Raw genomic sequence first — 22,970 nt, 5'->3', positions numbered from 1 at the left:
CGAACCGGCCGCCAGGCGCCACCGCCATCAGATCGGAGTTTCGAAGACCATGACTGTGGAAACACAAAAGGAAACGTTGGGCTTCCAGACCGAGGTAAAGCAACTGCTGCACCTCATGATTCACTCGCTGTACTCGAACAAGGAAATCTTCCTGCGGGAGCTGATTTCCAATGCTTCCGACGCCGCCGACAAGCTGCGTTTCGAAGCCCTGGCCAAGCCAGAGCTGCTCGAAGGCGATGCTGACCTGAAGATTCGCCTGAGCTTCGACAAGGACGCCGGTACCGTGACCCTCGAGGACAACGGCATCGGCATGAGCCGCGAAGACGTCATTGCCCACCTGGGCACCATCGCCAAGTCCGGCACTGCCGACTTCATGAAGAACCTCACCGGTGACCAGAAGAAGGACTCGCACCTGATCGGTCAGTTCGGCGTGGGCTTCTACTCCGCGTTCATCGTTGCCGACAAGGTCGACGTGTACAGCCGCCGTGCCGGCCAGCCAGCGGCCGAAGGTGTGCACTGGTCGTCGAAAGGCGAGGGCGAATTCGAAGTCGCCACCATCGACAAACCACAGCGCGGTACCCGTATCGTCCTGCACCTGAAGAAGGACGAGCAGGAGTTCGCCGATGGCTGGCGCCTGCGCAACGTGGTCAAGAAATACTCCGACCACATCGCCCTGCCGATTCAACTGCCGAAAGAGCAGGCCGCCGCTGAAGGTGAAGAGCAGCCGGCCGAAGCGTGGGAAACCGTCAACCGTGCCAGCGCCCTGTGGACCCGTTCGCGCACCGAGGTGAAGGACGAGGAATACCAGGAGTTCTACAAGCACATCGGCCATGACTTCGAAAACCCGCTGGCCTGGAGCCACAACAAGGTCGAAGGCAAGCTCGAATACAACTCGCTGCTGTACGTGCCGCCCCGTGCGCCGTTCGACCTGTACCAGCGCGAAGCACCGCGCGGCCTGAAGCTGTACGTGCAGCGTGTGTTCATCATGGACCAGGCCGAGTCGTTCCTGCCGCTGTACCTGCGCTTCATCAAGGGTGTGGTTGATTCCAACGACCTGTCGCTGAACGTGTCGCGTGAAATCCTGCAGAAAGACCCGATCATCGATTCGATGAAGACCGCGCTGACCAAGCGTGTGCTGGACATGCTGGAGAAGCTGGCGAAGAACGAACCCGAGCAATACAAGGGCTTCTGGAAAAACTTCGGTCAGGTGCTGAAAGAGGGCCCGGCCGAAGATTTTGCCAACAAGGAGAAAATCGCCGGTCTGCTGCGCTTTGCTTCCACCCAGGACGACAGCGGCGAGCAGAGCGTCGCCCTGGCCGACTACCTGGCCCGCGCCAAGGAAGGTCAGGACAAGATCTATTACCTCACCGGCGAGTCGTACGCGCAGGTCAAGAACAGCCCGCACCTGGAAGTCTTCCGCAAGAAAGGCATCGAAGTGCTGCTGCTCACTGACCGCATCGACGAGTGGCTGATGAGCTACCTCAACGAGTTCGACGGCAAGGCCTTTGTCGATATTGCCCGTGGTGACCTGGACCTGGGCAAGCTGGATTCGGAAGAAGACAAGAAAGCCCAGGAAGAAGTCGCCAAGGACAAGGAAGGTTTGGTCGAGCGACTGAAAGGTGCGCTGGGTGATAGCGTGGCCGAAGTGCGCGTCTCGCACCGCCTGACCGATTCGCCGGCGATCCTGGCCATCGGCGAGCAGGACTTGGGCCTGCAGATGCGCCAGATCCTGGAAGCCAGCGGGCAGAAAGTGCCGGAGTCCAAGCCGATCTTCGAGTTCAACCCGAGCCACCCGCTGATCGAGAAGCTGGACCACGAGCAGAGCGAAGACCGTTTCGCCGAGCTGTCACATATCCTGTTCGATCAGGCGGCCCTGGCGGCCGGTGACAGCCTGAAGGACCCGGCGGCATACGTTCGTCGCCTGAACAAGCTACTGGTCGAGCTGTCTGCTTGAGTTGATGCACAGCAAAGCCCGCTTCGGCGGGCTTTTTTATGACGAGTGCCAAAGGAGTGCTTGATGAGCAAAGTAATCGTCGAATCGCTGGTTTATCACCTGTCTGGCAAGGCCTTCGAAAGCCGTTTGGTCTATGAGCCGGGTGCGCTGGGCCGCCCAGGGCTGGTGATGGCGCCGAACTGGATGGGCATTGGTGAAGGTGCCGAGCGCATTGCCAAGGAAGTGGCCGAGAAGGGCTATGTGGTGCTGATCGCCGACCTGTACGGGCAATCGGTGCGCCCGTCCAATGCCGATGAAGCAGGCGTGGCGATGATGCCGCTGAAGAATGACCGTGGCGAACTGCGCAAGCGCATGCAGGAAGCCCTGGCGCAATTGCTGGGGCAGTCGAAGGCGCTGCTGGAGCCTGGCAAGGTGGCCACCTTCGGCTTCTGCTTCGGTGGCTGCTGTGCGTTGGAACTGGCCCGTAGCGGCGCCGACCTGCGTGCGGCCGTGTCGTTCCACGGCACCCTGGACACGCCGGACCCTGAAGATGCCAAGCACATCAAGGGCTCGGTGCTGGTGTTGCACGGTGCCTCCGACCCATTGGTGCCTAAGGAGCAGTTGCCGGCATTCGAGGACGAGATGAACGCGGCCAAGGTGGACTGGCAGTTGCTCAGTTATGGCGGCGCGGTGCACTCGTTTACCGACCCGAATGCCAATGTGCCGGGCAAGATGCAGTATAATCGGCGCACTTCCGAGCGAGCGTTTCGTTCGATGCATAATCTGCTGAGTGAAGTATTCCAGCGCTGAGATTGCAGGGGGCTGCTTTGCAGCCCTTCGCGGGTAAACCCGCGCCTACACGACGGCCTGCGCCCAATCACCGACCTGTGTCCACCCCCGATCAGGTGTAGGAGCGGGTTTACCCGCGAAGGGCCGCAAAGCGGCCCCGATCACCGAGGCAACTCGATCCTCGAATGTTCCCCCGGCACCTCCGGCCAATCCCCCGCAGCCCACCTGGCCCGGGCCCGCTCGATCAGCTCCGGGTCGCTGGCGACGAAGTTCCAGTTCATCCGACGCGGCCCATCCAGCGGTGCGCCGCCAATCAGTACCAGTTGGCATTCACCCTCGGCATACAATGTCACCTCTTCGCCCTGCGGCAACACCACCAGGGTGCACGGCTCCACGTCTTCATCGTTCATCATCAACTCACCATCGAGCACGTACAGCGCCCGCTGCACATGCTCGGTCGGTACCAGCAAGGTGGTCGCCGGTTGCATCCGGACATGCGCATAAAGGGTAGGGGACAGCACCGGCACCGGTGACGCCAGGCAGAACCCGCTGCCCGCAATCATGCAGATACGTACACCCAGGCTGTCACTGACGGGCAGGCTCTCGGCGGGGTGATGGCTGTAACTTGCCGGGCCTTGCTCAAACGCGCGTGGCGACGCCAGCCATACCTGCAGCCCATGCAGGCGCGAACCATGGGCCAGAGCATCTTCCGGGGTGCGCTCGACATGGGCGACGCCGCTGCCTGCGGTCATCCAGCTGACATCACCTGGCAGCACCCGCTGCGCCGAGCCGAGGCTGTCCTTGTGCAGGATTGCGCCTTCGAACAGGTAGGTCAGGGTAGACAGGCCGATATGCGGGTGCTGGCGGATGTCCATGCCATGCCCCGGGGCATAGTCTGTTTCGAGCATGTGGTCGAAGAACACGAACGGGCCGACGCTGCGGCACTGGGCTGATGGCAGCGGGCGCAGGATCGGCTGGCCCTCGACCGTCTCGGCTCGGGGGTGGATGACCAGTGGGCTGCTCATGGGGAAGGCTCCAGGCACGGTGGAAGTGCCTCAAGCATAGCGGTTTGCCCGCCGTGGCTGAACCGTCTTGGCGGCCGCCTGGTCTACTGGGTTCGTACTTGCATGAGGAAGATGACCATGACCGCCAGAGCGCTGGCTTGTGTGCTGTTGTTCGGCTGGCTGTGCCAGGCGGCCCAGGCGCGCGAGTACCGCTACAGTGATGCCCACTTGCACTACGTGGACTTCTTCCAGGAAAGTGAAGGCATGCCGGCGCTGATCAAGGCCATGGATGCCGCAGGGGTTGAGCAGTCGATGATTTCAGGCATACCCGTGGCCAAGAAATGGCACGAAGACGAGCCCAAGCGCCCGCGCTACTACGCCGGTGATGACGCCGACGCCTATTGGTACAGCGCCACCGACACTTACGTGGCGGCGGCGCTGCAGCAATTGCCAAGTGAGCAGCGCAAGCGGTTCCACCCGTTCCTCAGTGGTTTCAACCCGGTGGACAAGAATGCTGTCAGCCATATCGAGCGCATGCTCGATATGTACCCGGGGCTGTGGCAGGGCATCGGCGAGGTGTTCACCCGACATGATGACCTGACAGCGCTGACCAGTGGCGACACGCCACGTGCCAATAATGAAGCCATGACGCGTATCTACCACCTGGCGGCCGAGCGCGACCTGCCCGTGCTGCTGCATTCCAACATCACCTCCAAGCGCGAGCGCAACCCGCTGTACCTGGCGGAGATCGAAGAGCCGCTGCGCAACCATCCGCACACGCGATTCATCTGGGCGCATGCGGGCAGCAGCATGGAGATACACCGCCACCAGACGCAGATGGACTTTCTACTGCCGGTGCTGACGCGATTGCTGGAGGACTACCCGAACCTGTATGTCGATTTGTCGTGGAGTGTGCTGCAGCCGTATTTGCTGGATGAGCAGGGCGTGCCGCGCAAGGCATGGTTGGCGCTGGTCGAGAAGTACCCGGAGCGGTTCATGCTGGGGTCGGATGTGGTGGGGCGGTTCGGCAGCCTGGGGGAGCAGATGCACGGGTTCAAGCCGTTTCTGGATGCCTTGCCGGAGGCGGTGGCGCACAAGGTGGCCCGGGAGAATTTTCTGGCGGTGTTGCCCAAGGTACAGCAGTGACCTGTGCGGGCCTCTTCGCGGGTAAACCCGCTCCTACAGGGTGGGCACAGCGCTGAAGGCTTGTGTGGTGGGTTTACCCGCGAAGAGGCCCGCACAGGCAATACAAACAAAAACGCCCCGAACCAGTCGGGGCGTTTTCATTGACAGCAGCAGCGTCTTACTTGCCTTCCCAGCGCTTGAGCACCAGGGTGGCGTTGGTGCCGCCGAAGCCGAAGCTGTTGCTCATGACCGTGTCGATCTTGGCGTTTTCTTCGGTTTTACGCAGGATTGGCAAGTCGGCGACTTCCGGATCCAGCTCGTCGATGTTGGCAGAGCCGGCGATGAAGTTGTTTTCCATCATCAGCAGGCAGTAGATCGCCTCGTGCACGCCGGCAGCGCCCAGCGAGTGACCCGACAGGCTCTTGGTAGAGCTGATCTTCGGCGCCTTGTCGCCGAACACGGCCCGCACGCCCTTGATCTCGGCCACGTCACCGACCGGGGTCGAGGTACCGTGGGTGTTCAGGTAGTCGATCGGGGTGTCGACAGTGGACAGCGCCTGCTGCATGCAGCGGATGGCGCCTTCGCCGCTCGGTGCAACCATGTCGTAGCCGTCGGAAGTCGCACCGTAGCCAACGATTTCGGCGTAGATCTTGGCGCCGCGGGCCAGGGCGTGTTCCAGTTCCTCGACCACGACCATGCCGCCACCGCCAGCGATGACGAAACCATCACGGTCAGCGTCGTAGGCGCGCGAGGCCAGTTCCGGGGTTTCGTTGCGCTTGGTCGACAGGGCGCCCATGGCATCGAACAGGAACGACTGGCTCCAGTGCTCTTCTTCACCACCACCGGCGAAGACGATGTCCTGCTTGCCCCACTGGATCTGCTCCAGTGCGGTACCGATGCAGTGAGCCGAAGTGGCGCAGGCCGACGAGATCGAGTAGTTGATGCCCTTGATCTTGAACGGGGTGGCCAGGCATGCCGACACGGTGCTGCCCATGGTGCGGGTAACGCGGTATGGGCCGACGCGCTTGACGCCTTTCTCACGCAGGGTGTCCAGCGCTTCCATCTGGTTCAGGGTCGAGGCGCCGCCGGAACCGGCCACCAGGCCGGTACGCGGGCTGGAAACCTGCTCTTCGGTCAGGCCGGCGTCCTTGATCGCGTCCTGCATGGCCAGGTAGGCGTAGGCAGCCGCATGGCCGACGAAGCGGTAAACCTTGCGGTCGATCAGTTCTTCGAGGTTGAGGTCGATGGAACCGGAAACCTGGCTACGCAGCCCCATTTCCTTGTATTCCGGGTTGAAACGGATACCCGGACGGCTGTTGCGCAGGTTTTCGGTGACGGTAGCTTTGTCATTGCCCAGGCACGATACGATGCCCAGACCAGTGATAACGACGCGGCGCATGCGAATAACCCTTAGAAATTGTCAGTGGAGGTGAACACGCCGACCCGCAGGCCTTCGGCAGTGTAGATCTCGCGGCCGTCGACGCTGACCGAGCCATCGGCGATGGCCATGTTCAGCTTGCCCTTCAGGACGCGCTTGATGTGAATGTTGTACGTGACTTTCTTGGCTTCAGGCAGTACCTGGCCAAAGAATTTCACCTCGCCCGAACCCAGGGCGCGGCCACGGCCTGGCAGGCCCTGCCAGCCGAGGAAGAAGCCAACCAGCTGCCACATGGCGTCGAGGCCCAGGCAGCCCGGCATGACCGGATCGCCTTCGAAATGGCAGGCGAAGAACCACAGGTCCGGGTTGATATCCAGCTCGGCGACCAACTCACCTTTGCCGTACTTGCCGCCTTCTTCGCTGATATGGGTGATGCGATCGACCATCAGCATGTTCGGCGCGGGCAGTTGCGCATTACCTGGGCCGAACAGCTCACCGCGACTGCAGCGCAGCAGGTCTTCCCGAGTAAAGGCGTGTTGTTTGGTCATGCGAGCTCCTCAATAACCCCCTGCGGCAGGGGATGAATCTTCCCGGCCGGCCCGAAAACCAAGCGCTTCGAGACGGCAGCCTACAGGTAGACTATTGCGTTGTGGTGAAAGTCACAGCGCACCTGGTGAAAGAAGTACAGGTGTGCACTGAAACGTCTATTTTCAGGTCCGATGAAGGTCCTGTCCAGTGTTTAAGACTGCCGCACTTTAGCATTTATCGCCAGTCGCGGTTGTCTGACCGGGTAACCAGCGCTGCAGCACCTGCTGCAATTCGGTACGGCGCAAGGGTTTGCTCAGGTAATCGTCCATACCAGCGGCCATGCAACGTTCGCGGTCGCCCTGCAACGCGTTGGCGGTCAGGGCGATGATCGGTAGCCCGGCGCCGTTGGGCAACTGGCGGATGCGTCGGGTGGCTTCATAGCCGTCCAGGTGCGGCAGGCGGCAATCCATCAGCACGGCAGCAAAGCGCTGCTGGCCGACCCGCTCGACGGCTTCAAGGCCATCTTCTGCCGTGCATACTGCCAGCCCCAGGCTGCGCAGCATGGCTTCCACGACACTGCGGTTGACCGGATTGTCCTCCACCAGCAGTACCTGATCATTGTCCGGCACCGTCGTTTGTGCAGCCGTTGGCGGCGTCAGCGGGATGGGGGCAGGGGTGGCGAGTGCCAGCGGCATCTCCAGGGTAAAGGTCGAACCCAGGCCCTCACGGCTTTCACCGCGTAGCTTGCCGCCCATGCGCTCGGCCAAGGTACGAGCGATCGACAGCCCCAGCCCGGTACCGCCATAACGACGGGAAATCGAGCTGTCGGCCTGCTGGAAGGCGACGAACATCATTTCCAGGCGGTCGCTGTCGATGCCGATGCCGGTGTCGCGCACGCTGCAGGTCAGCCAGATCAGCTGCCGGTCGAGCACCTGCCAGCGTGCGTCGACTTGCACCTGGCCACGTTCGGTGAACTTCAGGGCGTTGCCCACCAGGTTCAGCAGGATCTGGCGGATGCGCGTGGGGTCGCCGTTCACCTGCAACTGCTCGATGCCGGCCGGCAGTTGCAGGTGCAGGCCCAGGCCGCGTTGCTGGGCGCTGTGCTGGAACGACTGGACACTGCTGGTGATCAGCTCGCCCAGGTTGAAGTCGATGTGCTCCAGCTGCAGCGCGGCGCGTTCGATGCGCGAAAAATCGAGGATGTCGTTGATGACCTTCAGCAAGTGCCCGGTGGACTCGCTGGCCACTGCCGTGTAATCGGCCTGTTCATTGCTCAGCGGCGTGGTTTCCAGCAGTTGCAGCATGCCCAGCACGCCATTCATCGGGGTGCGCAACTCATGGCTCATCATCGCCAGGAAATCCGATTTGGCGCGGTTGGCCTGTTCGGCTTCCTCGCGGGCCTGGATCAGTTCGGCAATGGCCTGCTTCTGTTCAGCACTGGCCTGTTCCAGGGCGCTGGCCAGGTTGTTGATGTGGCGGGCCAAGTGGCCCAGCTCGCTGTCGTCGACGACCGGCAAGGGGGTGTTGTACTTGCCTTGCTGAATTGCCTTGACCGCATGGCCCATGTCGCTGATCGGCTTGGCCAGGCTCAGGGCCAGGCGGCGTGCCAGCAAGAAGGTGAACAGCAGGGCGAACAACGCCAGGATCCCGGCCTTGATCACGATTTCCTGCTGGCGCTGACTGAAGGCGTCATCGGACATGCCGACGATCACGCGGCCCAGGTAGTCGTCACCGATGGCCGGGGTGGTGGCTTTGCCCTGTTGCAGGAAGTCGTTGTCCAGGCGGATTTGCTGCAGGCGAATGGGCGCCTGGAACACTTCGACCCGTTGCGCGCGGTTGGCACTTTCGTCGGACTGCTCGACGTACACCAGGATGTGGTTGCGGCTGTCCTGCACTTCCAGAAAGCGTACGTGCGGGATGCTGAGGGTGGCACGCATCAGCCCTTCAAGCACTTCGTTGTTGCCCGAAATCACCCCATACTCCGACGCCGGTGCCAACTGGTTGGCGATCAGTTGCCCGGTGTGGTTGAGCTCCTGGCGCAGGTCCTGGATGCGTACGAAGGTAAAGAAACTGATCAGGAGCAAGGTCAGTAGCAGGGCGGGGCCGAGACTGATGATCTGCGTGCGGGTATGAATGTCCCAGCTCAAGCGTTTGCTCATGGGGTGGGTTCTCCCTCGGCCAGGGCCTTGACGGCGGCGTTCTGATCGATCGGTTCAAGACCCAGGGCCCGGGCCACCTGCTGGTTGCCACTGACCCCGTAGCGCACTGGGTACAGGCTGCGCGGCCAGCGTGTCGGCGGCTGGTCGAGCAACTGGTCGAGCACCCACAGCCAGTCGTCCTGGTCGCTGTAGGTACTGGCCAGGGCGCCGGCGCGAACGAAGCCGGCGTTCGGGCCGATCAGTGCCATCTGCCGGCCATAACTGCTCAACAGCAGGTTCTTTGCGGTCTTGGAGTTGTACAAGTCAGGGTCGTCCAGGCCCAGTAGCACATCGCTGTTGCCCAGCAGGTGCTGCAGCGGCCGGTTGTCACGCGGGTCGGACCAGTCCTGGGCCACGATCTCCAGGCCTAGCGGCCGTGCAGCATGGCGCAGTTCGTCCAGCAGAAAGCTGCTGTGCTCGCCGTACAGCACGCCAACGCGCCTGGCCTGCGGCAACAAGTAGCGTGCCAGGCGCAGTTGCCGTCCCAACGGTGCGTCGCTCCACAACAGTGTGAGGAACGCGGGGCGCGACTTTCCCAGGCGCTGTTCAGCCTGTACCCGGCTGACCCGCATGACCAGCGCCGGCGGGCCGGCGGTTTCTCCCAGGCGCCATTCCAGTGCTGCGTTGTCGAGCAGGATCAGGCGTTGGTCGGCTTTGAGCTTGCCCGGGCGCGGCAGTTCGGTGGTGGTGCGAAACTGCACATGATCGTGTGGCCGGCGGCTTTCCAGTGCGGCGATGAAGCTGCGTACACCGGGCTGGTCCTCAGCCCCAACCAGCAGGACTTCGCTGGCGGACAAAGGCCCCAACGGCCACAGGCAGAGCAGCAACAGGCGCAGCAGCAGGGCCATCAGAACTTCAGCTCCGCGCTCACGCTCAGGCGGTGACGGCTGTCGTAGCGGTTCTGCAGGGCCGAGGTCGGTTCATCGTCCAGGCGCTGCTGCCACAGCGCCGCCAGCTCCAGGTTGCTGCCATACACCCGAAAACGCTTGGCCAGGCGCAGGTCCAGACGCTCGTAGCGGTACTGGTTGAGGGCATCGTCACCGTAATAGAACAGCGCGCTCGACCAGCCGGCACCCCATTCGCGCATCCACCCGGCCGAGCCGCTGTTGCGGGCGCTAAGGCGACGGTCGTCGGGGTTACTGGCCCAGGCATCGACGTAGGCATAGGTCAGGCGCAGGCGGTCGCGCAGGGTGGGGCGCCAGTCCATTTGCGCCTCGCTGCCGCTGAAACGGGCCTTGTTGGCGTTGCTGGCGATGTACTGGTTGTTCCTCAGCGGCTCGCTGATCATGCCGGTGATCTCGTCGTAGAACAGCTTCACATCCAGGCTCAGGTCGATGTCGCTGAAGTAGCCGTTGTAGCCCAGCTCGCGCGAGCGCATGCGCTCCTGTTCAAGGTCGCCAGGGCCACGGGTCTTGACGAAGTACTCACCGTTTTGCAGGCCGAATGAATTGGGGGTGAGGTTCTTGACCGTGTAACTCCAGTTGACGTTGTTCTCGAACATGTCGGGCGAGCGCACCGCTTCGGAGTACACCGCACGCAGACCGTGGCGTGGGGTGATCAGGTAGTTGACCGCGACGCGCGGGGTCAGCGAACTGCCTGACAGGCGCGAGTCTTCGAACATGGCGCCACCCTGCAATATCCAGTGCTCGTCGGCCCGCCATTCCAACTGGCCGAACAGGCGCCAGGTCTGGTCGTCGATGCTGCCGTTGAAGTAGGTCTGCGAGTCGGCGCGATCATAGCGGTAGTTCATGCCACTGAGCAGACGCAGGCTATCAGTCAGGCTCAGGGTGTCCTGGATTTCCAGGTCATAGCGGGTTTCACGGGTGCTCTGGTCCACATCGCCGCAGACCTGCTCCCGCCCTCCCTGCTCCCATTGCTGCTGCACTTTCTGCAGAAGGCCTTTCAGGGCAGGGTCGTCAGTGGAAAGGGGAGCGCCCGTTGCAATGCCGCGCGCCACTTTTTCGGCGAAGTCGGGGTTCATCTGCCAGAGCTGGGTCAGTTCGGGGCTGAACGACTGCAAGGCATCACAGGCGCGCCACACTTGCTGGCGGTCAAAGTGCTGCGCCGAGCCCTGGATATAGAGGCTGTGCTCGGAACTGAAATCCTTGGTCCAGCGCAGTGAGCCGGCATAGTCCTTGGCATTGACGTCGGCATTATTGCCTGCCTCGTACTTGGCGAATACCGGCTGATAGGTATAAGGCCGCTGATTGCTGCCTTCCTTGGCCGCCAGTTGCCACTCCAGGGTCTGGTCGACCGCCAGGTTGTGGTTGGCGCTGAGGTTGAAGCGGGTCAGGCGGCGGCTGTCGCGGTAGTCCTGGCCGAACTGGTTCTCATCGAAGCCGTCGTCCTGTTGGCCCGACAGCGACAGGCGCATGTCGCCACCGTCCCAACCGAAGCCGTGGCTGGCATAGAAGTCGTTGATGCCGTCCTGGCCGCGCGTCACTTTCAGCCGTGTACCATGGCTGTCGGCGGGGTTGCGGGTGAGGATGTTGACCACTGCCATCAGCGCGTTGGCGCCATAGCTGACGGTGTTCGGGCCGCGGAACACCTCGATGCGCTCGATGTCCTCCATGGCCAAGGGGATGTCGCTCCAGTCCACCGTGGCCAGGCCTGCGCGGTACACCGAACGGCCATCGATCAGTACCTGCATGCGCCGTGCGTCGTTGACGTTGCTGCCGTGGTAGTTGACCGTGGGTTGATTGCCGGCACCGTAGCCGATCATCATGCCCGGTACCAGGCGCAGCAGTTCGGGGATGTCACGGGCACCGCTGGCGCGAATCAATTCGCTGTCGAGTACGGTCATGCTGCCCGGGACAGCGGCGGGGGATTGTTTCAGGCGTGTGGCGGTCAGAACCTGTGGCAGGTCGGGGGTGTCGATGAACAGGTCGTCGGCCGCAGCCTGGCCGCCGAGCAGGGCGGTCAATAACAGCAGGCGCGGGTACGGTGGCGTGCCAGGGAACACGGAGCGGCCTTTGTTTCAGGATTGAAACAGGCATGGTAACTGACCTTGGCGTATTTTCCAGTGATCTGCAGCGGTTTTGCAGCGTGCCTGTCTTGACGCTTTCGTGGGGGCGGAAATCGAGCGCCGCCGGTGCGGCGCATCGCCAGCAAGCTCGCGCCTGCATTTGTTGCAACGTGGCCATGACAGTGTGATCTGCGTTGCTGACCTTGGCGCATGGCAGGCGAGCCGTATAATGGCGGGGTCGCCACTTAACTTTTGGCTTTAATGGATTGGATATGACTGAACAGCAACCTGTTGCGGTTCTGGGCGGCGGTAGCTTCGGCACCGCCGTGGCGAACCTGCTGGCGGAAAACGGTGTGCCGGTGCGTCAATGGATGCGCGACCCGGCGCAGGCCGAGGCCATGCGTGTGAATCGCGAGAATCCGCGCTACCTCAAGGGTATCCGCCTGCACGATGGGGTTGAGCCGGTCAACGACTTGCTGGCCACCCTGCAGGCCAGCGAGCTGATCTTCGTTGCCCTGCCATCGAGTGCCTTGCGCAGCGTGCTGGCACCGCATGCCGAGCTGCTGCGCGGCAAAGGCCTGGTCAGCCTGACCAAGGGCATCGAAGCGCAAAGCTTCAAGCTGATGAGCCAGATCCTCGAAGAAATCGCCCCCGAGGCGCGCATCGGCGTTTTGTCAGGGCCCAACCTGGCGCGCGAAATCGCCGAACATGCACTGACTGCCACAGTGGTGGCCAGTGAGCACGAAGATCTGTGCCAGCAGGTACAGGCCGTGCTGCACGGGCGCACCTTCCGCGTCTACGCCAGTGCCGACCGTTTCGGCGTCGAACTGGGCGGTGCATTGAAGAACGTCTACGCGATCATCGCCGGCATGGCTGTGGCCTTGGGGATGGGCGAGAACACCAAGAGCATGCTGATTACCCGGGCCTTGGCCGAGATGACCCGTTTCGCCGTCAGCCAGGGCGCCAACCCCATGACCTTCCTCGGCCTGGCCGGTGTCGGTGACCTGATCGTCACCTGCTCCTCGCCCAAGAGCCGCAACTATCAGGTTGGCTACGCACTGGGGCAGGGTCAAAGCCTGGAAGAGGCAGTCAACCGCCTGGGCGAAGTGGCCGAGGGGGTCAACACGCTCAAGGTGCTCAAGACCAAGGCCCAGCAAGTGCAGGTGTACATGCCGCTGGTGGCCGGCCTGCATGCCATCCTGTTCGAAGGCCGCACGCTGAACCAGGTGATCGAGCACCTGATGCGCGCCGAGCCCAAGACCGATGTCGATTTCATTTCCATCAGCGGTTTCAACTGAGCCCTTGGCGGCTCTGACACGAGCAAGGAGCAACACATGAACGATACGCCCGAACGCGCCCAGCGCGAGTCGATCATCCTGCGGGTGCTGTGGATGCTGGTGTTCCTGGTGGTCTGGCAACTGGCCGAGTTGCTGTTGGGTGGCCTGGTGCTGGTACAGCTGATCTACCGACTGGTGTATGGCGCGCCCAGCGCCAGCCTGATGAACTTCGGCGACAGCCTGAGCCAGTACCTGGCACAGATTGGTCGCTTCGGCAGTTTCCACAGCGACCAGAAGCCATGGCCGTTCGCAGACTGGCCGGCCCCGCGTGCGCCGGAAGGTGAAGCCGCGCACGCCGTGGCACCGGCCGCGCATCCGGTGCGTGACGAGGAACCCAAGCTGTGAAGCTGTGGGTGCTGCGCCACGGTGAAGCTGAGCCGCGGGCCAAGACAGATGCCGAGCGCCGGTTGACGGCCCATGGTCGCGAGCAGGTGCTGCACAGTGCGGCTTACCTGATCGGGCAGCCATTGCAGGCGATTGTCGCCAGCCCTTACGTACGCGCCCAGCAGACCGCCGCGCTGGTGCATGACACCCTGGGTTTCGCCGAACCGGTGCGCACCGTGCCCTGGCTGACGCCCGAGGGTGATGTACAGCAGGTCATCGGCGAAATCGAGCGCCTGGGGCTTGAGCATGTGCTGCTGGTCAGCCACCAGCCGCTGGTAGGTACCTTGGTCGGTGCACTGGAGCACGGCCACAGGCAACAGCCGGCAGCCATGAGCACTGCCAGCCTGGCAGAACTGGAAGGGGAGTGGCCGCTGGCCGGGCTGATGACGCTTCGGGCCATCCACTCACCCGCGTGAACTTCCCATGGCTTGTGCAGGCCACTGTTTCGCTCGCATTCTGAATGCTGGCATGGGTAAAGAGCGATAAGGCAACTGGCATTTTTGTCAGTTGTCGCACTTCACCACCGCTTGCTAGCGTTGCCACATGGCAAATATCAGGGAACGGCGAATGAGGGGTGAAATGCTGGAGCTGTTGAGTTCCCTGGACCTGCAACCCACCCTGGAACAGGTTGACCAAGGTACCTCGCTGGATTTCGCCCAATACAGCCTGCTGCGTGAATCGGCCGATGCCAAGCTTTACCACCTGATGCGCAAGGTGACCGACAACCCCGGGCTGGACCCTGCTGCGAGGCAACAATGCGAACAGGACCTGCGGACGCTGCAGGATGCCTGCCTGCGGGTTTCGCACTTGCTGCAAACCAGTTGTCTGGCCTTGCGCCGCCTGCAACTGGACTACCAGGACCAGCGTCTGGCCCGCGAGGCGCTGGAGAGCCAAGTGGCCTACATGCAGGCCTGCCTGCGTCGGTCGCTGAGCAGTTTCGACCGCTCGGCATGACCTGATCCCCCTCGCCGATGACCTTTATGGACATTGCCGAACCGCCCCGCGATGCAGACAATGGGCCATCATTCCGGTCCGGATCAGGCGCCATGTCGCAGCAGATCTTCTTCGCCCATGCCAACGGTTTCCCATCGGCCACCTACGGCAAGCTGTTTGCCGCGCTGGCGCCGGACTATCAGGTGCAGCACCTGGCCCAGCATGCGCATGACCCGCGCTTTCCCGTGGACGAAAACTGGCAAAGCCTGGTCGATGAATTGTTGCATCACCTGGCGCAGCAGGACCAGCCGGTCTGGGGCGTCGGCCATTCGCTGGGTGGCGTGTTGCACCTGCACGCGGCATTGCGCTGCCCCGAGTACTACCGGGGGCTGGTGATGCTCGACTCCCCGGTGCTCACCCGCGCTGATCAATGGCTGCTGCGCACAGCCAAGCGCTTTGGTTTCATCGACCGCATCACACCGGCCGGGCGCACCCTGGGGCGTCGCGAAACGTTCAATGACCGCGACAGCGCCCGGGACTATTTCGCTGGCAAATCACTGTTCCGCCATTTCGATCCCGATTGCCTCGACGCTTATGTAGAACATGGCCTGCAGGTGGTGGAGCAAGGGCTACAGTTGCGCTTCGACCCTGCTACTGAAATCAGCATCTACCGCAGCATCCCGCACACCAGCCCCGCCCCCGCGCGCCAGTTGCAGGTGCCGCTGGCCATGGTGCGCGGCAACCGGAGCAACGTCATTCGTCGCCACCACACCTTGGCCGTGCGCAGTATGCCCAAAGGTGAATACCACAGTGTACCGGGTGGGCACATGTTCCCGCTGGAGCGCCCGGCCGACACTGCCAGCCTGATCAAGGGCCTGTTCGACCGCTGGAGCCAGGCATGAGCGCACACGTTGAGGAAATTCGTCTGAGCCTGGGCCATATCGAACTGGCTGCACACCTGTTCGGCCCCGAAGACGGGCTGCCGGTGATTGCCCTGCATGGCTGGCTGGACAATGCCAACAGCTTTGCCCGCCTGGCACCGCAACTGAAAGGTCTGCGCCTCGTCGCCCTGGACCTGGCCGGCCATGGTTATTCGGAGCACCGCCCGCTTGGCGCCGGTTATGCCCTGGCCGACTATGCCCATGACGTGCTGCGCGTGGCCGAGCAACTGGGTTGGCCGCGTTTCGCCCTGCTGGGGCATTCGCTGGGCGCGATCATTTCGGTGCAACTGGCCGGTGCATTGCCCGATCGGGTCAGTCACCTGGCGCTAATCGACGGCGTGATCCCGCCGACTGGCGCCGAGCAGGACGCAGGTGAGCGCTTAGGGATGGCACTGCAAGCCCAGTTGCGGCTGGATGGCAAGCGCAAGTCGGTGTATGCGACATTGGAAGCAGGGGTGCAAGCCCGGATGAAAGGCATGGTCGCGGTCAGCCGTGAAGCGGCCGAGCTGCTGGCCCAACGTGGCCTGATGCCGGTGCCCGGTGGCTACAGCTGGCGCAGCGACAGCCGGCTGACCCTGCCCTCGCCGGTGCGCCTGAGCGAGGCCCAGGCCATGGCCTATGTGCGGCGGGTGAGTTGCCCGGCGCTCTTGGTGGTGGCCGCCGACGGTATGCTGGCGCGCCACACCGGGTTGCTGGAGCAGCTACCCTTTGAACAGGTGACACTACCCGGCGGCCATCACCTGCACCTGAACGATGCGCAGGGCGCGGCCCTTGTTGCAGACTGTATCAATCGCTTCTTTGGCTTTGCTTGACTTGCACCGGACAAGTGTCGAGGCTTGGCGGGTTGAACAGGGAGACAACCATGCAACTGCCAGACATCCTGGAGCTTCAATTCGGCGCTGAGCGCCGCCTGGTTCGCCAATGAGCGTACCCGTTTCCATTCGCACTGCCTTGGCTGCCTGTCTGGTGCTCGCCACCCCCGTGTCGTGGGCCGGCGTCCTGCCGGTCCCGCAGGACGCCAAGGTGGTCGATCAACGCCCGGCGACGGAACAGGAGCGGGTCTACCCGATGGGCCCGCTACGCAAGATCAGTGGCCGCCTGCGGGTCGATGACAAAGTCGAAAGCCGCGGTCAGGTCAGCTCGGTAACCTACGAATTGCCCGTCGAGCGGACTGCACGCGAGGCCTTCACCAGTGCCCGCGAAGCACTTGTGCGCGACGGTGGCTACCCGTTGTTCTGGTGTCAGGGGCGTGATTGCGGTGAGGCCAGCCTGTGGGCCAATGATGTGTTCGCCAATGCCCGCCTCAACGGAGGCGACGAGCAGCAGGCGTTCATCCTGCTACGCCGCTCGGCAGACGAGGCCGACACCCTGGTCGCGCTGTACAGCGTTACCCGTGGCAACCGCCGTGCCTATCTGCATGTGGAAGAGTTCATCGCAGGCAGCCCGCTGGGCGAGCTGCTGCCAACCGCTGCCACGGTGCTGCGCGAAATGCGTGACACCGGCAAGCTCGACTACCCTGACCTTGCTGCGCCGCAAGACGCCTGGGTAAACCTGCTGGCCCGCAGCCTGAACCTTGACAGCACCTTGCGTGTCAGCCTCAGTGGCGCCCAGGCTGAGGCCTGGCGCGAGGCGCTGGTCAAGGCCGGGGTGCGCAATCGCCGTCTTGAAGTCGGCAGTGCGCCTACAGACGGCCTGCACCTTGAACTGATCCCTTGAACGAGCACCCTCATGGTTAACAATGATCGCCTGCTGGTCCAGATTCTGCTGGTGGCGTTGCTAGGTGCCGGCCTGTGGGTGATGGCACCGTTCATATCGGCATTGTTGTGGGGGGCCATCCTGGCCTTTGCCAGCTGGCCGTTGATGCGCTTCCTTACGCGCCTGCTGGGCGGTCGTGAGACGCTGGCAGCCGGCCTGCTGACCATGGCCTGGATCCTGATCGTGGCACTGCCGCTGGTGTGGCTGGGGTTCAACCTGGCCGATCACATTCGCGACGCTACGGCGTTTGTGCGTGACGTGCAGGTCGACGGCCTGCCCGATGCGCCGGCCTGGTTGGGTGGCATTCCATTCGTTGGCGAGCGTCTGGTCAACGGTTGGCAATCGCTGGACCAGCAAGGCGCAGCCTTGCTTACCTCGATCAAGCCTTACTTTGGGCAGGTGGGCAACTGGTTGCTGGCGCGCAGCGCGCAGATCGGCAGCGGCGTGCTGGAACTGACCCTGAGTCTGGTGTTCGTGTTCTTCTTCTACCGCGACGGGCCACGTTTGGCGGCATTCGTGCTGCGCTTGCTGCACCGGCTGGTGGGCGAACGCGCCGAGTATTACCTGGACCTGGTAGCCGCTACCGTGCAGCGGGTGGTCAACGGGGTGATCGGCACGGCGGCCGCGCAGGCCCTGCTGGCGCTGATCGGCTTCCTGATCGCGGGGGTGCCTGGGGCGATCGTGCTGGGGCTGGTGACCTTCATGCTCAGCCTGATCCCCATGGGGCCGCCACTGGCCTGGATCCCGGCCACCGCTTGGCTGGTGTGGAAGGGCGAATACGGCATGGCGGTGTTCCTGGGCGTCTGGGGCACCTTCGTCATCAGCGGCGTGGACAACGTGCTCAAACCCTACCTGATCAGCCGTGGTGGCAACCTGCCGCTGGTGATCGTGCTGCTGGGCGTGTTCGGCGGCTTGCTTGCCTTCGGCTTCATTGGCCTGTTCATCGGGCCGACCTTGCTGGCGGTAGGCTACAGCCTGCTGCTGGACTGGAGCCGTAACGCGGCGCAGCAGCCGCCACAACAATAAGCCTGTAACGGCCCTTTTGCGGGTTTGCCCGCTTCCACATCTACCACACAGGCCTTGAAGGCTGTGCAGTACCTGTGGGAGCGAGCGAACCCGCGAAGAGGCCGTTACAGGCAAACCACAACGCTGATCTTTACGCATTCTTTATCCCCACCCCCATCCCCCGATCTCGCCCCTTTACGCCCCTCCCTCGGACAATTTCCCCAAAGCGGCCCAAGCCGTAACACGGGGAGAACCACACATGAACATGCTCGACGGGCTGTCACTGCTGCTGGCAGTGGCATTGGCGTTTTATCTGCTGGTGGCGCTGCTGCGCGCCGATCGCAGCTAGGGAGCGGCCATGCACAGTTACGATTTCGCCTTGCTCCTGGCATTCTTTGCCATTGTGCTGCTACCAGCACCCTGGCTCGGGCGGTTCTACTTCAAGGTTATGGAAGGCCAGCGTACCTGGCTGACGCCTGTGCTGGGGCCGGTCGAGCAGGGCTGTTACCGGCTGGCGGGTGTGAACGCCAGCCAGGAGCAGAACTGGCGGCAATACACCCTGGCCCTGCTGGCGTTCAACCTGGTCGGCTTCCTGCTGCTGTTCAGCGTGCTGCTGTTGCAGGGCTACCTGCCACTCAACCCTCAGCACCTGCCTGGCCAGGAATGGTCGCTGGCGTTCAACACCGCCGTCAGTTTCGTTACCAACACCAACTGGCAGGCCTACAGCGGTGAGGCGTCGGTCAGCTACCTGAGCCAGATGCTTGGCCTGACCGTGCAGAACTTTGTCAGCCCTGCCACCGGCCTGGCCGTGCTGGTTGCCCTGTGCCGCGGTATCGCCCGGCGCAGCGCGACGACGCTGGGCAACTTCTGGGTCGACATGACCCGTGCCACCCTCTACGGCCTGCTGCCGCTGTGCTTGCTGCTGGCACTGTTGCTGGTGTGGCAGGGCGTACCGCAGACCTTTGCCGACTACGCCCACGCGCTGACCTTGCAAGGTGCCGACCAGACCATTCCGCTGGGGCCGGCCGCCAGCCAGATCGCCATCAAGCAATTGGGTACCAATGGCGGTGGCTTCTTCGGCGTCAACTCGGCGCACCCGTTCGAAAACCCAACGGCCTGGAGCAACCTGTTCGAGGTGGCATCGATCATCCTCATTCCGGTGGCGTTGGTGTTCACCTTCGGTCACTACGTGAAGGACCTGCGTCAGAGCCGCGCCATCCTCGCCTGCATGCTTGCCCTGTTCCTGATCGGCGGTAGCACGGCGCTGTGGTCCGAGCACCAGCCAAACCCGGCCCTGGAAAGCACGCAGGTGCAGCAGACCGCCCCCCTGGAGGGCAAGGAAAGCCGCTTCGGCACCACCGGTTCGGTGCTGTGGACGGTCACCACCACCGCCGCCTCCAACGGTTCGGTCAACGCCATGCACGACAGCCTGAACCCGCTGACCGGTATGGTGGCGATGGTCAACATGATGGTCGGCGAGGTGATATTCGGCGGCGTCGGCGCGGGCCTCTACGGCATGCTGCTGTTCGTCCTTATCGCGGTGTTCCTGGCCGGGCTGATGATTGGCCGTACCCCGGAATACCTGGGCAAGAAGCTGCAGGCCCGTGAAGTGCAGCTTCTGGTGGCAACCCTGCTGGTGATGCCGGTCGGCGTGCTGGTACTTGGCGCCATCGCCGCCAGCCTGCCCGGCCCGGCCGGGGCGGTCACCAACCCGGGGGCGCATGGTTTCAGCCAGTTGCTGTACGCCTATACCTCGGGCTCGGCCAACAACGGCTCGGCCTTTGCCGGGTTTGGCGCCAACACCGTGTACCACAACCTGATGATCGGCCTGGCCATGCTCATCGGCCGCTTCGGCTACATCCTGCCGATACTGGCGTTGGCCGGCAGCCTGGCGGCGAAAAAAAGCGCGCCGCTGGGGCAGAACAGCTTCCCGACTCACGGCCCGCTGTTCACCGGCTTGCTGCTGGTGACCATCCTGCTGGTCGGTGGCCTGACCTTCCTGCCGACCCTGGCCCTTGGGCCAATCGCCGAACACCTTAGCCTGGGTTTTTGAGGACCGATCATGAACATGCCCATTCCTGAAGTGAATAGCCGGCACAATGCCAAGGACCAGACCCGCTTCGCCGCGCTGTGGCGCCCGGCGCTGGTGCAGGCGTTCGTCAAGCTCGACCCGCGTCAGCTCAAGCGCTCCCCGGTAATGCTGGTGGTGGCCCTGACCGCGGTGCTGACCACCGTGCTGTGTTTTGCCCCCGGCGGCGGCGTGAGCACCGGCGTTGCGGTGCAGATTGCCCTGTGGCTGTGGTTCACCGTGTTGTTCGCCAACTTCGCCGAGGCGTTGGCCGAGGGCCGTGGCAAGGCCCGCGCCGACAGCCTCAAGGCCGGCAGCCAGGGCCTGACCGCCCAGCGTCGTCTGCGTGATGGCAGCTACGAGACGGTAGCTGCCAGCGCGCTGCGCAAGGATGACGTGGTACGCGTGGTCGCCGGCGAAATGATCCCCGGCGACGGCGAGGTGATTGAAGGCATTGCGGCCGTCAACGAGGCCGCCATTACCGGCGAGTCCGCGCCGGTAATACGCGAATCAGGTGGCGACCGCTCGGCGGTGACCGGCAATACGCGGCTGGTCTCCGACTGGCTGCTTGTCCGCATCACCAGCAACCCGGGCGAGTCGACCCTGGACCGCATGATCGCCCTGGTTGAAGGGGCCAAGCGGCAGAAGACCCCGAACGAAATCGCCCTCGACATCCTGCTGATCGGCCTGACCCTGATTTTCCTGATCGTGGTGGTGACCTTGCAGCCGTTCGCCCACTTCGTGGGTGGCAGCCTGCCGCTGATCTTCCTGGCCGCGCTGCTGGTGACGCTGATCCCGACCACCATCGGCGGCCTGCTGTCGGCCATCGGTATCGCCGGCATGGACAGGCTGGTACGGCTGAATGTCATTGCCCGCTCGGGCCGCGCCGTCGAGGCGGCCGGGGACGTGCATACGCTGATGCTCGACAAGACCGGCACCATCACCTTCGGTAACCGCCGCTGCAGCGCACTGCATGCTGCACCGGGCATTACCGCCAAGGAGCTGGGGGGGGGCGCCTTGCTGGCCTCGCTGGCCGACGACACCGCTGAAGGCAAATCGATTGTCGAATACCTGCGCCAGTTGCACGACTTTGTCGACCCGCCTGCCGGGCAGTTCGACGCGGTGGCTTTCAGCGCCGAGACACGCCTGTCGGGCATCGACTTCCAGCAGCACCGGTACCGCAAGGGCGCCGTCGATGCGGTGCTGGCCTTCGTCGGTATGCAACGCCTGGAAATGCCGGCGGCGCTGGCCCGTGAAGTCGAACGCATCGCGCAGAGTGGTGGCACCCCGTTGCTGGTGTGCGTCGACAAGCGCTTGCTGGGTGTGATCCACCTCAAGGACGTGGTCAAACCTGGCATCCGCGAGCGCTTCGCCGAGCTGCGCAAGCTGGGCATCCGCACGGTGATGGTAACCGGCGACAACCCGTTGACTGCGGCCGCCATCGCCGCCGAAGCGGGGGTCGATGACGTGCTGGCCGAGGCCACGCCCGAGAAGAAGCTGGCGCGTATTCGCCAGGAGCAGAATGACGGCCGCCTGGTTGCCATGTGTGGCGACGGTGCCAACGACGCCCCGGCACTGGCCCAGGCTGACGTAGGCATGGCCATGAATGACGGCACTCAGGCTGCGCGGGAGGCCGCCAACATGGTCGACCTGGACAGCGACCCGACCAAGCTGCTGGACGTAGTCCAGGTCGGCAAGGAGCTGCTGGTCACCCGCGGTGCGTTGACAACGTTCTCCATTGCCAACGACGTGGCCAAATACTTCGCCATCCTGCCGGCGCTGTTCGCTGCCATCTACCCGCAACTGGGTGTGCTCAACCTGATGCAACTGGCCAGCCCGCAGAGCGCCATCCTGTCGGCGATCGTGTTCAACGCGCTGATCATCATCGTGCTGATCCCGCTGGCGCTGCGTGGGGTGCGCGTGCAGGCGGCCAGTGCGGCGCACCTGTTGCGGCGCAACCTGCTGATCTACGGGCTGGGTGGCATTGTGGTGCCGTTTGCCGGGATCAAGCTGATCGACCTGCTGCTCAACGCCCTGAACCTGGTCTGAGGAGGCCGCCATGACTGCTTATCTACGCCCGGCATTGAGCCTGGCTTTGTTGATGACCCTGGTGACGGGCGCCCTGTATCCGCTGGCGGTGACCGGTATTGCCCAAGTCGCTTTCCCGAACCAGGCCAACGGTAGCCTGGTACGCGATGCGCAAGGCCAGGTGCGGGGGTCGGCATTGATCGCCCAGGACTTCCAGGGCGATGGCTGGTTCCACTCGCGGCCCTCGGCAGGTGCCTACGCGACCGTGGCCAGCGGCGCCAGCAACCTGTCGCCGAGCAACCCGGCGCTGGCTGAGCGGGTAAAGGGCGATGCGGCCACGTTGTATCAGGCGCAGCAGGGGCCAGTGCCGCAGGCGCTGCTGACCACCTCGGGCAGCGGCCTGGACCCGCACCTGCCACCGGAGGCCTTGGCCTATCAGATCCCGCGGGTGGCGGCGGCACGGCAGCTGCCGGTCGAGCGCTTGCAAGCCTTGCTGGAACAGGCCACCCTCCACCCATTGATCGGCCCGCCGGTGGTCAACGTGCTGGCGTTGAACCAGGCCTTGGAAAAGCTCGCCATTGTCAGGTAATCGAAGCGCT

Annotated in this window: 21 protein-coding genes; 15 read left to right on the top strand and 6 right to left on the bottom strand. The window is 63.5% G+C overall.

The genetic code is table 11. From position 1 onward, the window contains the following. Positions 1-49: 49 nt before the first annotated feature. On the top strand, positions 50-1,954 hold the full coding sequence (gene htpG / locus BJQ17_RS07975) for a molecular chaperone HtpG (protein WP_070095855.1): 1,905 nt from the start codon (positions 50-52) through the stop codon (positions 1,952-1,954). Positions 1,955-2,017: 63 nt separating this feature from the next. Then, complete coding sequence (locus BJQ17_RS07970; protein ID WP_003251516.1) at positions 2,018-2,743, top strand: dienelactone hydrolase family protein; 726 nt, start codon at positions 2,018-2,020, stop codon at positions 2,741-2,743. Positions 2,744-2,883: 140 nt separating this feature from the next. Here BJQ17_RS07970 and BJQ17_RS07965 read toward each other — a convergent pair whose 3' ends face one another. After that, the gene (locus tag BJQ17_RS07965) at positions 2,884-3,747 is read right to left on the bottom strand and encodes a pirin family protein (protein WP_003251514.1); all 864 of its coding nucleotides are present in this window, start codon (positions 3,745-3,747) and stop codon (positions 2,884-2,886) included. 117 nt (positions 3,748-3,864) lie between these two features. Here BJQ17_RS07965 and BJQ17_RS07960 point away from each other — a divergent pair, with 117 nt between their 5' ends. Next, complete coding sequence (locus BJQ17_RS07960; protein ID WP_003251513.1) at positions 3,865-4,872, top strand: amidohydrolase family protein; 1,008 nt, start codon at positions 3,865-3,867, stop codon at positions 4,870-4,872. Between the two features lie 157 nt (positions 4,873-5,029). On the opposite strand, the gene fabB is transcribed toward BJQ17_RS07960, so the two are convergent. The 5 genes from fabB to BJQ17_RS07935 form a co-directional block, all read right to left on the bottom strand. After that, positions 5,030-6,250: a beta-ketoacyl-ACP synthase I gene (gene fabB, locus BJQ17_RS07955; protein ID WP_012051741.1), complete on the bottom strand. Its 1,221-nt coding sequence runs from the start codon at positions 6,248-6,250 to the stop codon at positions 5,030-5,032. An 11-nt stretch (positions 6,251-6,261) separates the two neighbouring features. Next, positions 6,262-6,777 carry a 3-hydroxyacyl-[acyl-carrier-protein] dehydratase FabA gene (gene fabA, locus BJQ17_RS07950; protein WP_003251509.1) on the bottom strand — a complete coding sequence of 172 codons (516 nt, stop codon included), beginning with the start codon at positions 6,775-6,777 and terminating at the stop codon, positions 6,262-6,264. Between the two features lie 207 nt (positions 6,778-6,984). Continuing rightward, entirely contained in the window at positions 6,985-8,916 is a 1,932-nt protein-coding gene (locus BJQ17_RS07945) for an ATP-binding protein (RefSeq protein WP_003251506.1), read from the bottom strand. Continuing rightward, positions 8,913-9,803: an ABC transporter substrate-binding protein gene (locus BJQ17_RS07940; protein WP_014860316.1), complete on the bottom strand. Its 891-nt coding sequence runs from the start codon at positions 9,801-9,803 to the stop codon at positions 8,913-8,915. The genes BJQ17_RS07945 and BJQ17_RS07940 overlap by 4 nt, the downstream gene beginning before the upstream one ends. Further along, the gene (locus BJQ17_RS07935) at positions 9,803-11,917 is read right to left on the bottom strand and encodes a TonB-dependent siderophore receptor (RefSeq protein ID WP_070095854.1); all 2,115 of its coding nucleotides are present in this window, start codon (positions 11,915-11,917) and stop codon (positions 9,803-9,805) included. The genes BJQ17_RS07940 and BJQ17_RS07935 overlap by 1 nt, the downstream gene beginning before the upstream one ends. Positions 11,918-12,192: 275 nt before the next feature. Between BJQ17_RS07935 and BJQ17_RS07930 the strand changes: the two genes are divergently transcribed. The 12 genes from BJQ17_RS07930 (at position 12,193) to kdpC (ending at position 22,960) form a co-directional block, all read left to right on the top strand. Then, positions 12,193-13,218: an NAD(P)H-dependent glycerol-3-phosphate dehydrogenase gene (locus BJQ17_RS07930; protein WP_010954935.1), complete on the top strand. Its 1,026-nt coding sequence runs from the start codon at positions 12,193-12,195 to the stop codon at positions 13,216-13,218. A 36-nt stretch (positions 13,219-13,254) separates the two neighbouring features. Continuing rightward, complete coding sequence (locus BJQ17_RS07925; RefSeq protein ID WP_003251499.1) at positions 13,255-13,602, top strand: DUF4389 domain-containing protein; 348 nt, start codon at positions 13,255-13,257, stop codon at positions 13,600-13,602. Next, positions 13,599-14,057 carry a phosphohistidine phosphatase SixA gene (gene sixA, locus BJQ17_RS07920; protein WP_012051746.1) on the top strand — a complete coding sequence of 153 codons (459 nt, stop codon included), beginning with the start codon at positions 13,599-13,601 and terminating at the stop codon, positions 14,055-14,057. The genes BJQ17_RS07925 and sixA overlap by 4 nt, the downstream gene beginning before the upstream one ends. Positions 14,058-14,220: 163 nt before the next feature. Then, the gene (locus BJQ17_RS07915) at positions 14,221-14,595 is read left to right on the top strand and encodes a hypothetical protein (RefSeq protein WP_070095853.1); all 375 of its coding nucleotides are present in this window, start codon (positions 14,221-14,223) and stop codon (positions 14,593-14,595) included. Positions 14,596-14,687: 92 nt separating this feature from the next. Continuing rightward, positions 14,688-15,476 carry an alpha/beta fold hydrolase gene (locus tag BJQ17_RS07910; RefSeq protein WP_003251493.1) on the top strand — a complete coding sequence of 263 codons (789 nt, stop codon included), beginning with the start codon at positions 14,688-14,690 and terminating at the stop codon, positions 15,474-15,476. Beyond that, positions 15,473-16,327 carry an alpha/beta hydrolase gene (locus BJQ17_RS07905; RefSeq protein ID WP_003251491.1) on the top strand — a complete coding sequence of 285 codons (855 nt, stop codon included), beginning with the start codon at positions 15,473-15,475 and terminating at the stop codon, positions 16,325-16,327. Before BJQ17_RS07910 ends, BJQ17_RS07905 begins: the two co-directional genes overlap by 4 nt. Positions 16,328-16,436: 109 nt before the next feature. Continuing rightward, the gene (locus BJQ17_RS07900; protein WP_003251489.1) at positions 16,437-17,231 is read left to right on the top strand and encodes a DUF4892 domain-containing protein; all 795 of its coding nucleotides are present in this window, start codon (positions 16,437-16,439) and stop codon (positions 17,229-17,231) included. 12 nt (positions 17,232-17,243) lie between these two features. Then, positions 17,244-18,296 (top strand): AI-2E family transporter, encoded by a 1,053-nt coding sequence (locus tag BJQ17_RS07895; RefSeq protein ID WP_019750854.1) that lies wholly within the window; start codon positions 17,244-17,246, stop codon positions 18,294-18,296. Between the two features lie 238 nt (positions 18,297-18,534). Beyond that, on the top strand, positions 18,535-18,624 hold the full coding sequence (gene kdpF, locus BJQ17_RS07890) for a K(+)-transporting ATPase subunit F (RefSeq protein ID WP_003251485.1): 90 nt from the start codon (positions 18,535-18,537) through the stop codon (positions 18,622-18,624). A gap of 9 nt (positions 18,625-18,633) precedes the next feature. Further along, positions 18,634-20,328, top strand: coding sequence for a potassium-transporting ATPase subunit KdpA (kdpA, locus tag BJQ17_RS07885; protein WP_070095852.1), 1,695 nt, complete (start codon positions 18,634-18,636; stop codon positions 20,326-20,328). A gap of 9 nt (positions 20,329-20,337) precedes the next feature. After that, the gene (gene kdpB / locus BJQ17_RS07880; protein ID WP_070095851.1) at positions 20,338-22,392 is read left to right on the top strand and encodes a potassium-transporting ATPase subunit KdpB; all 2,055 of its coding nucleotides are present in this window, start codon (positions 20,338-20,340) and stop codon (positions 22,390-22,392) included. A gap of 10 nt (positions 22,393-22,402) precedes the next feature. Next, positions 22,403-22,960, top strand: a complete 558-nt coding sequence (kdpC, locus tag BJQ17_RS07875) for a potassium-transporting ATPase subunit KdpC (RefSeq protein WP_003251480.1) — start codon at positions 22,403-22,405, stop codon at positions 22,958-22,960. Positions 22,961-22,970 lie beyond the last annotated feature (10 nt).

The organism is Pseudomonas sp. NBRC 111139, from assembly GCF_001753955.1.
GTDB classification, from domain to species: domain Bacteria; phylum Pseudomonadota; class Gammaproteobacteria; order Pseudomonadales; family Pseudomonadaceae; genus Aquipseudomonas; species Aquipseudomonas alloputida.
Note: the sequence above shows the minus strand (reverse complement) of the source record. Positions and strands in the feature narration are given on the sequence as shown.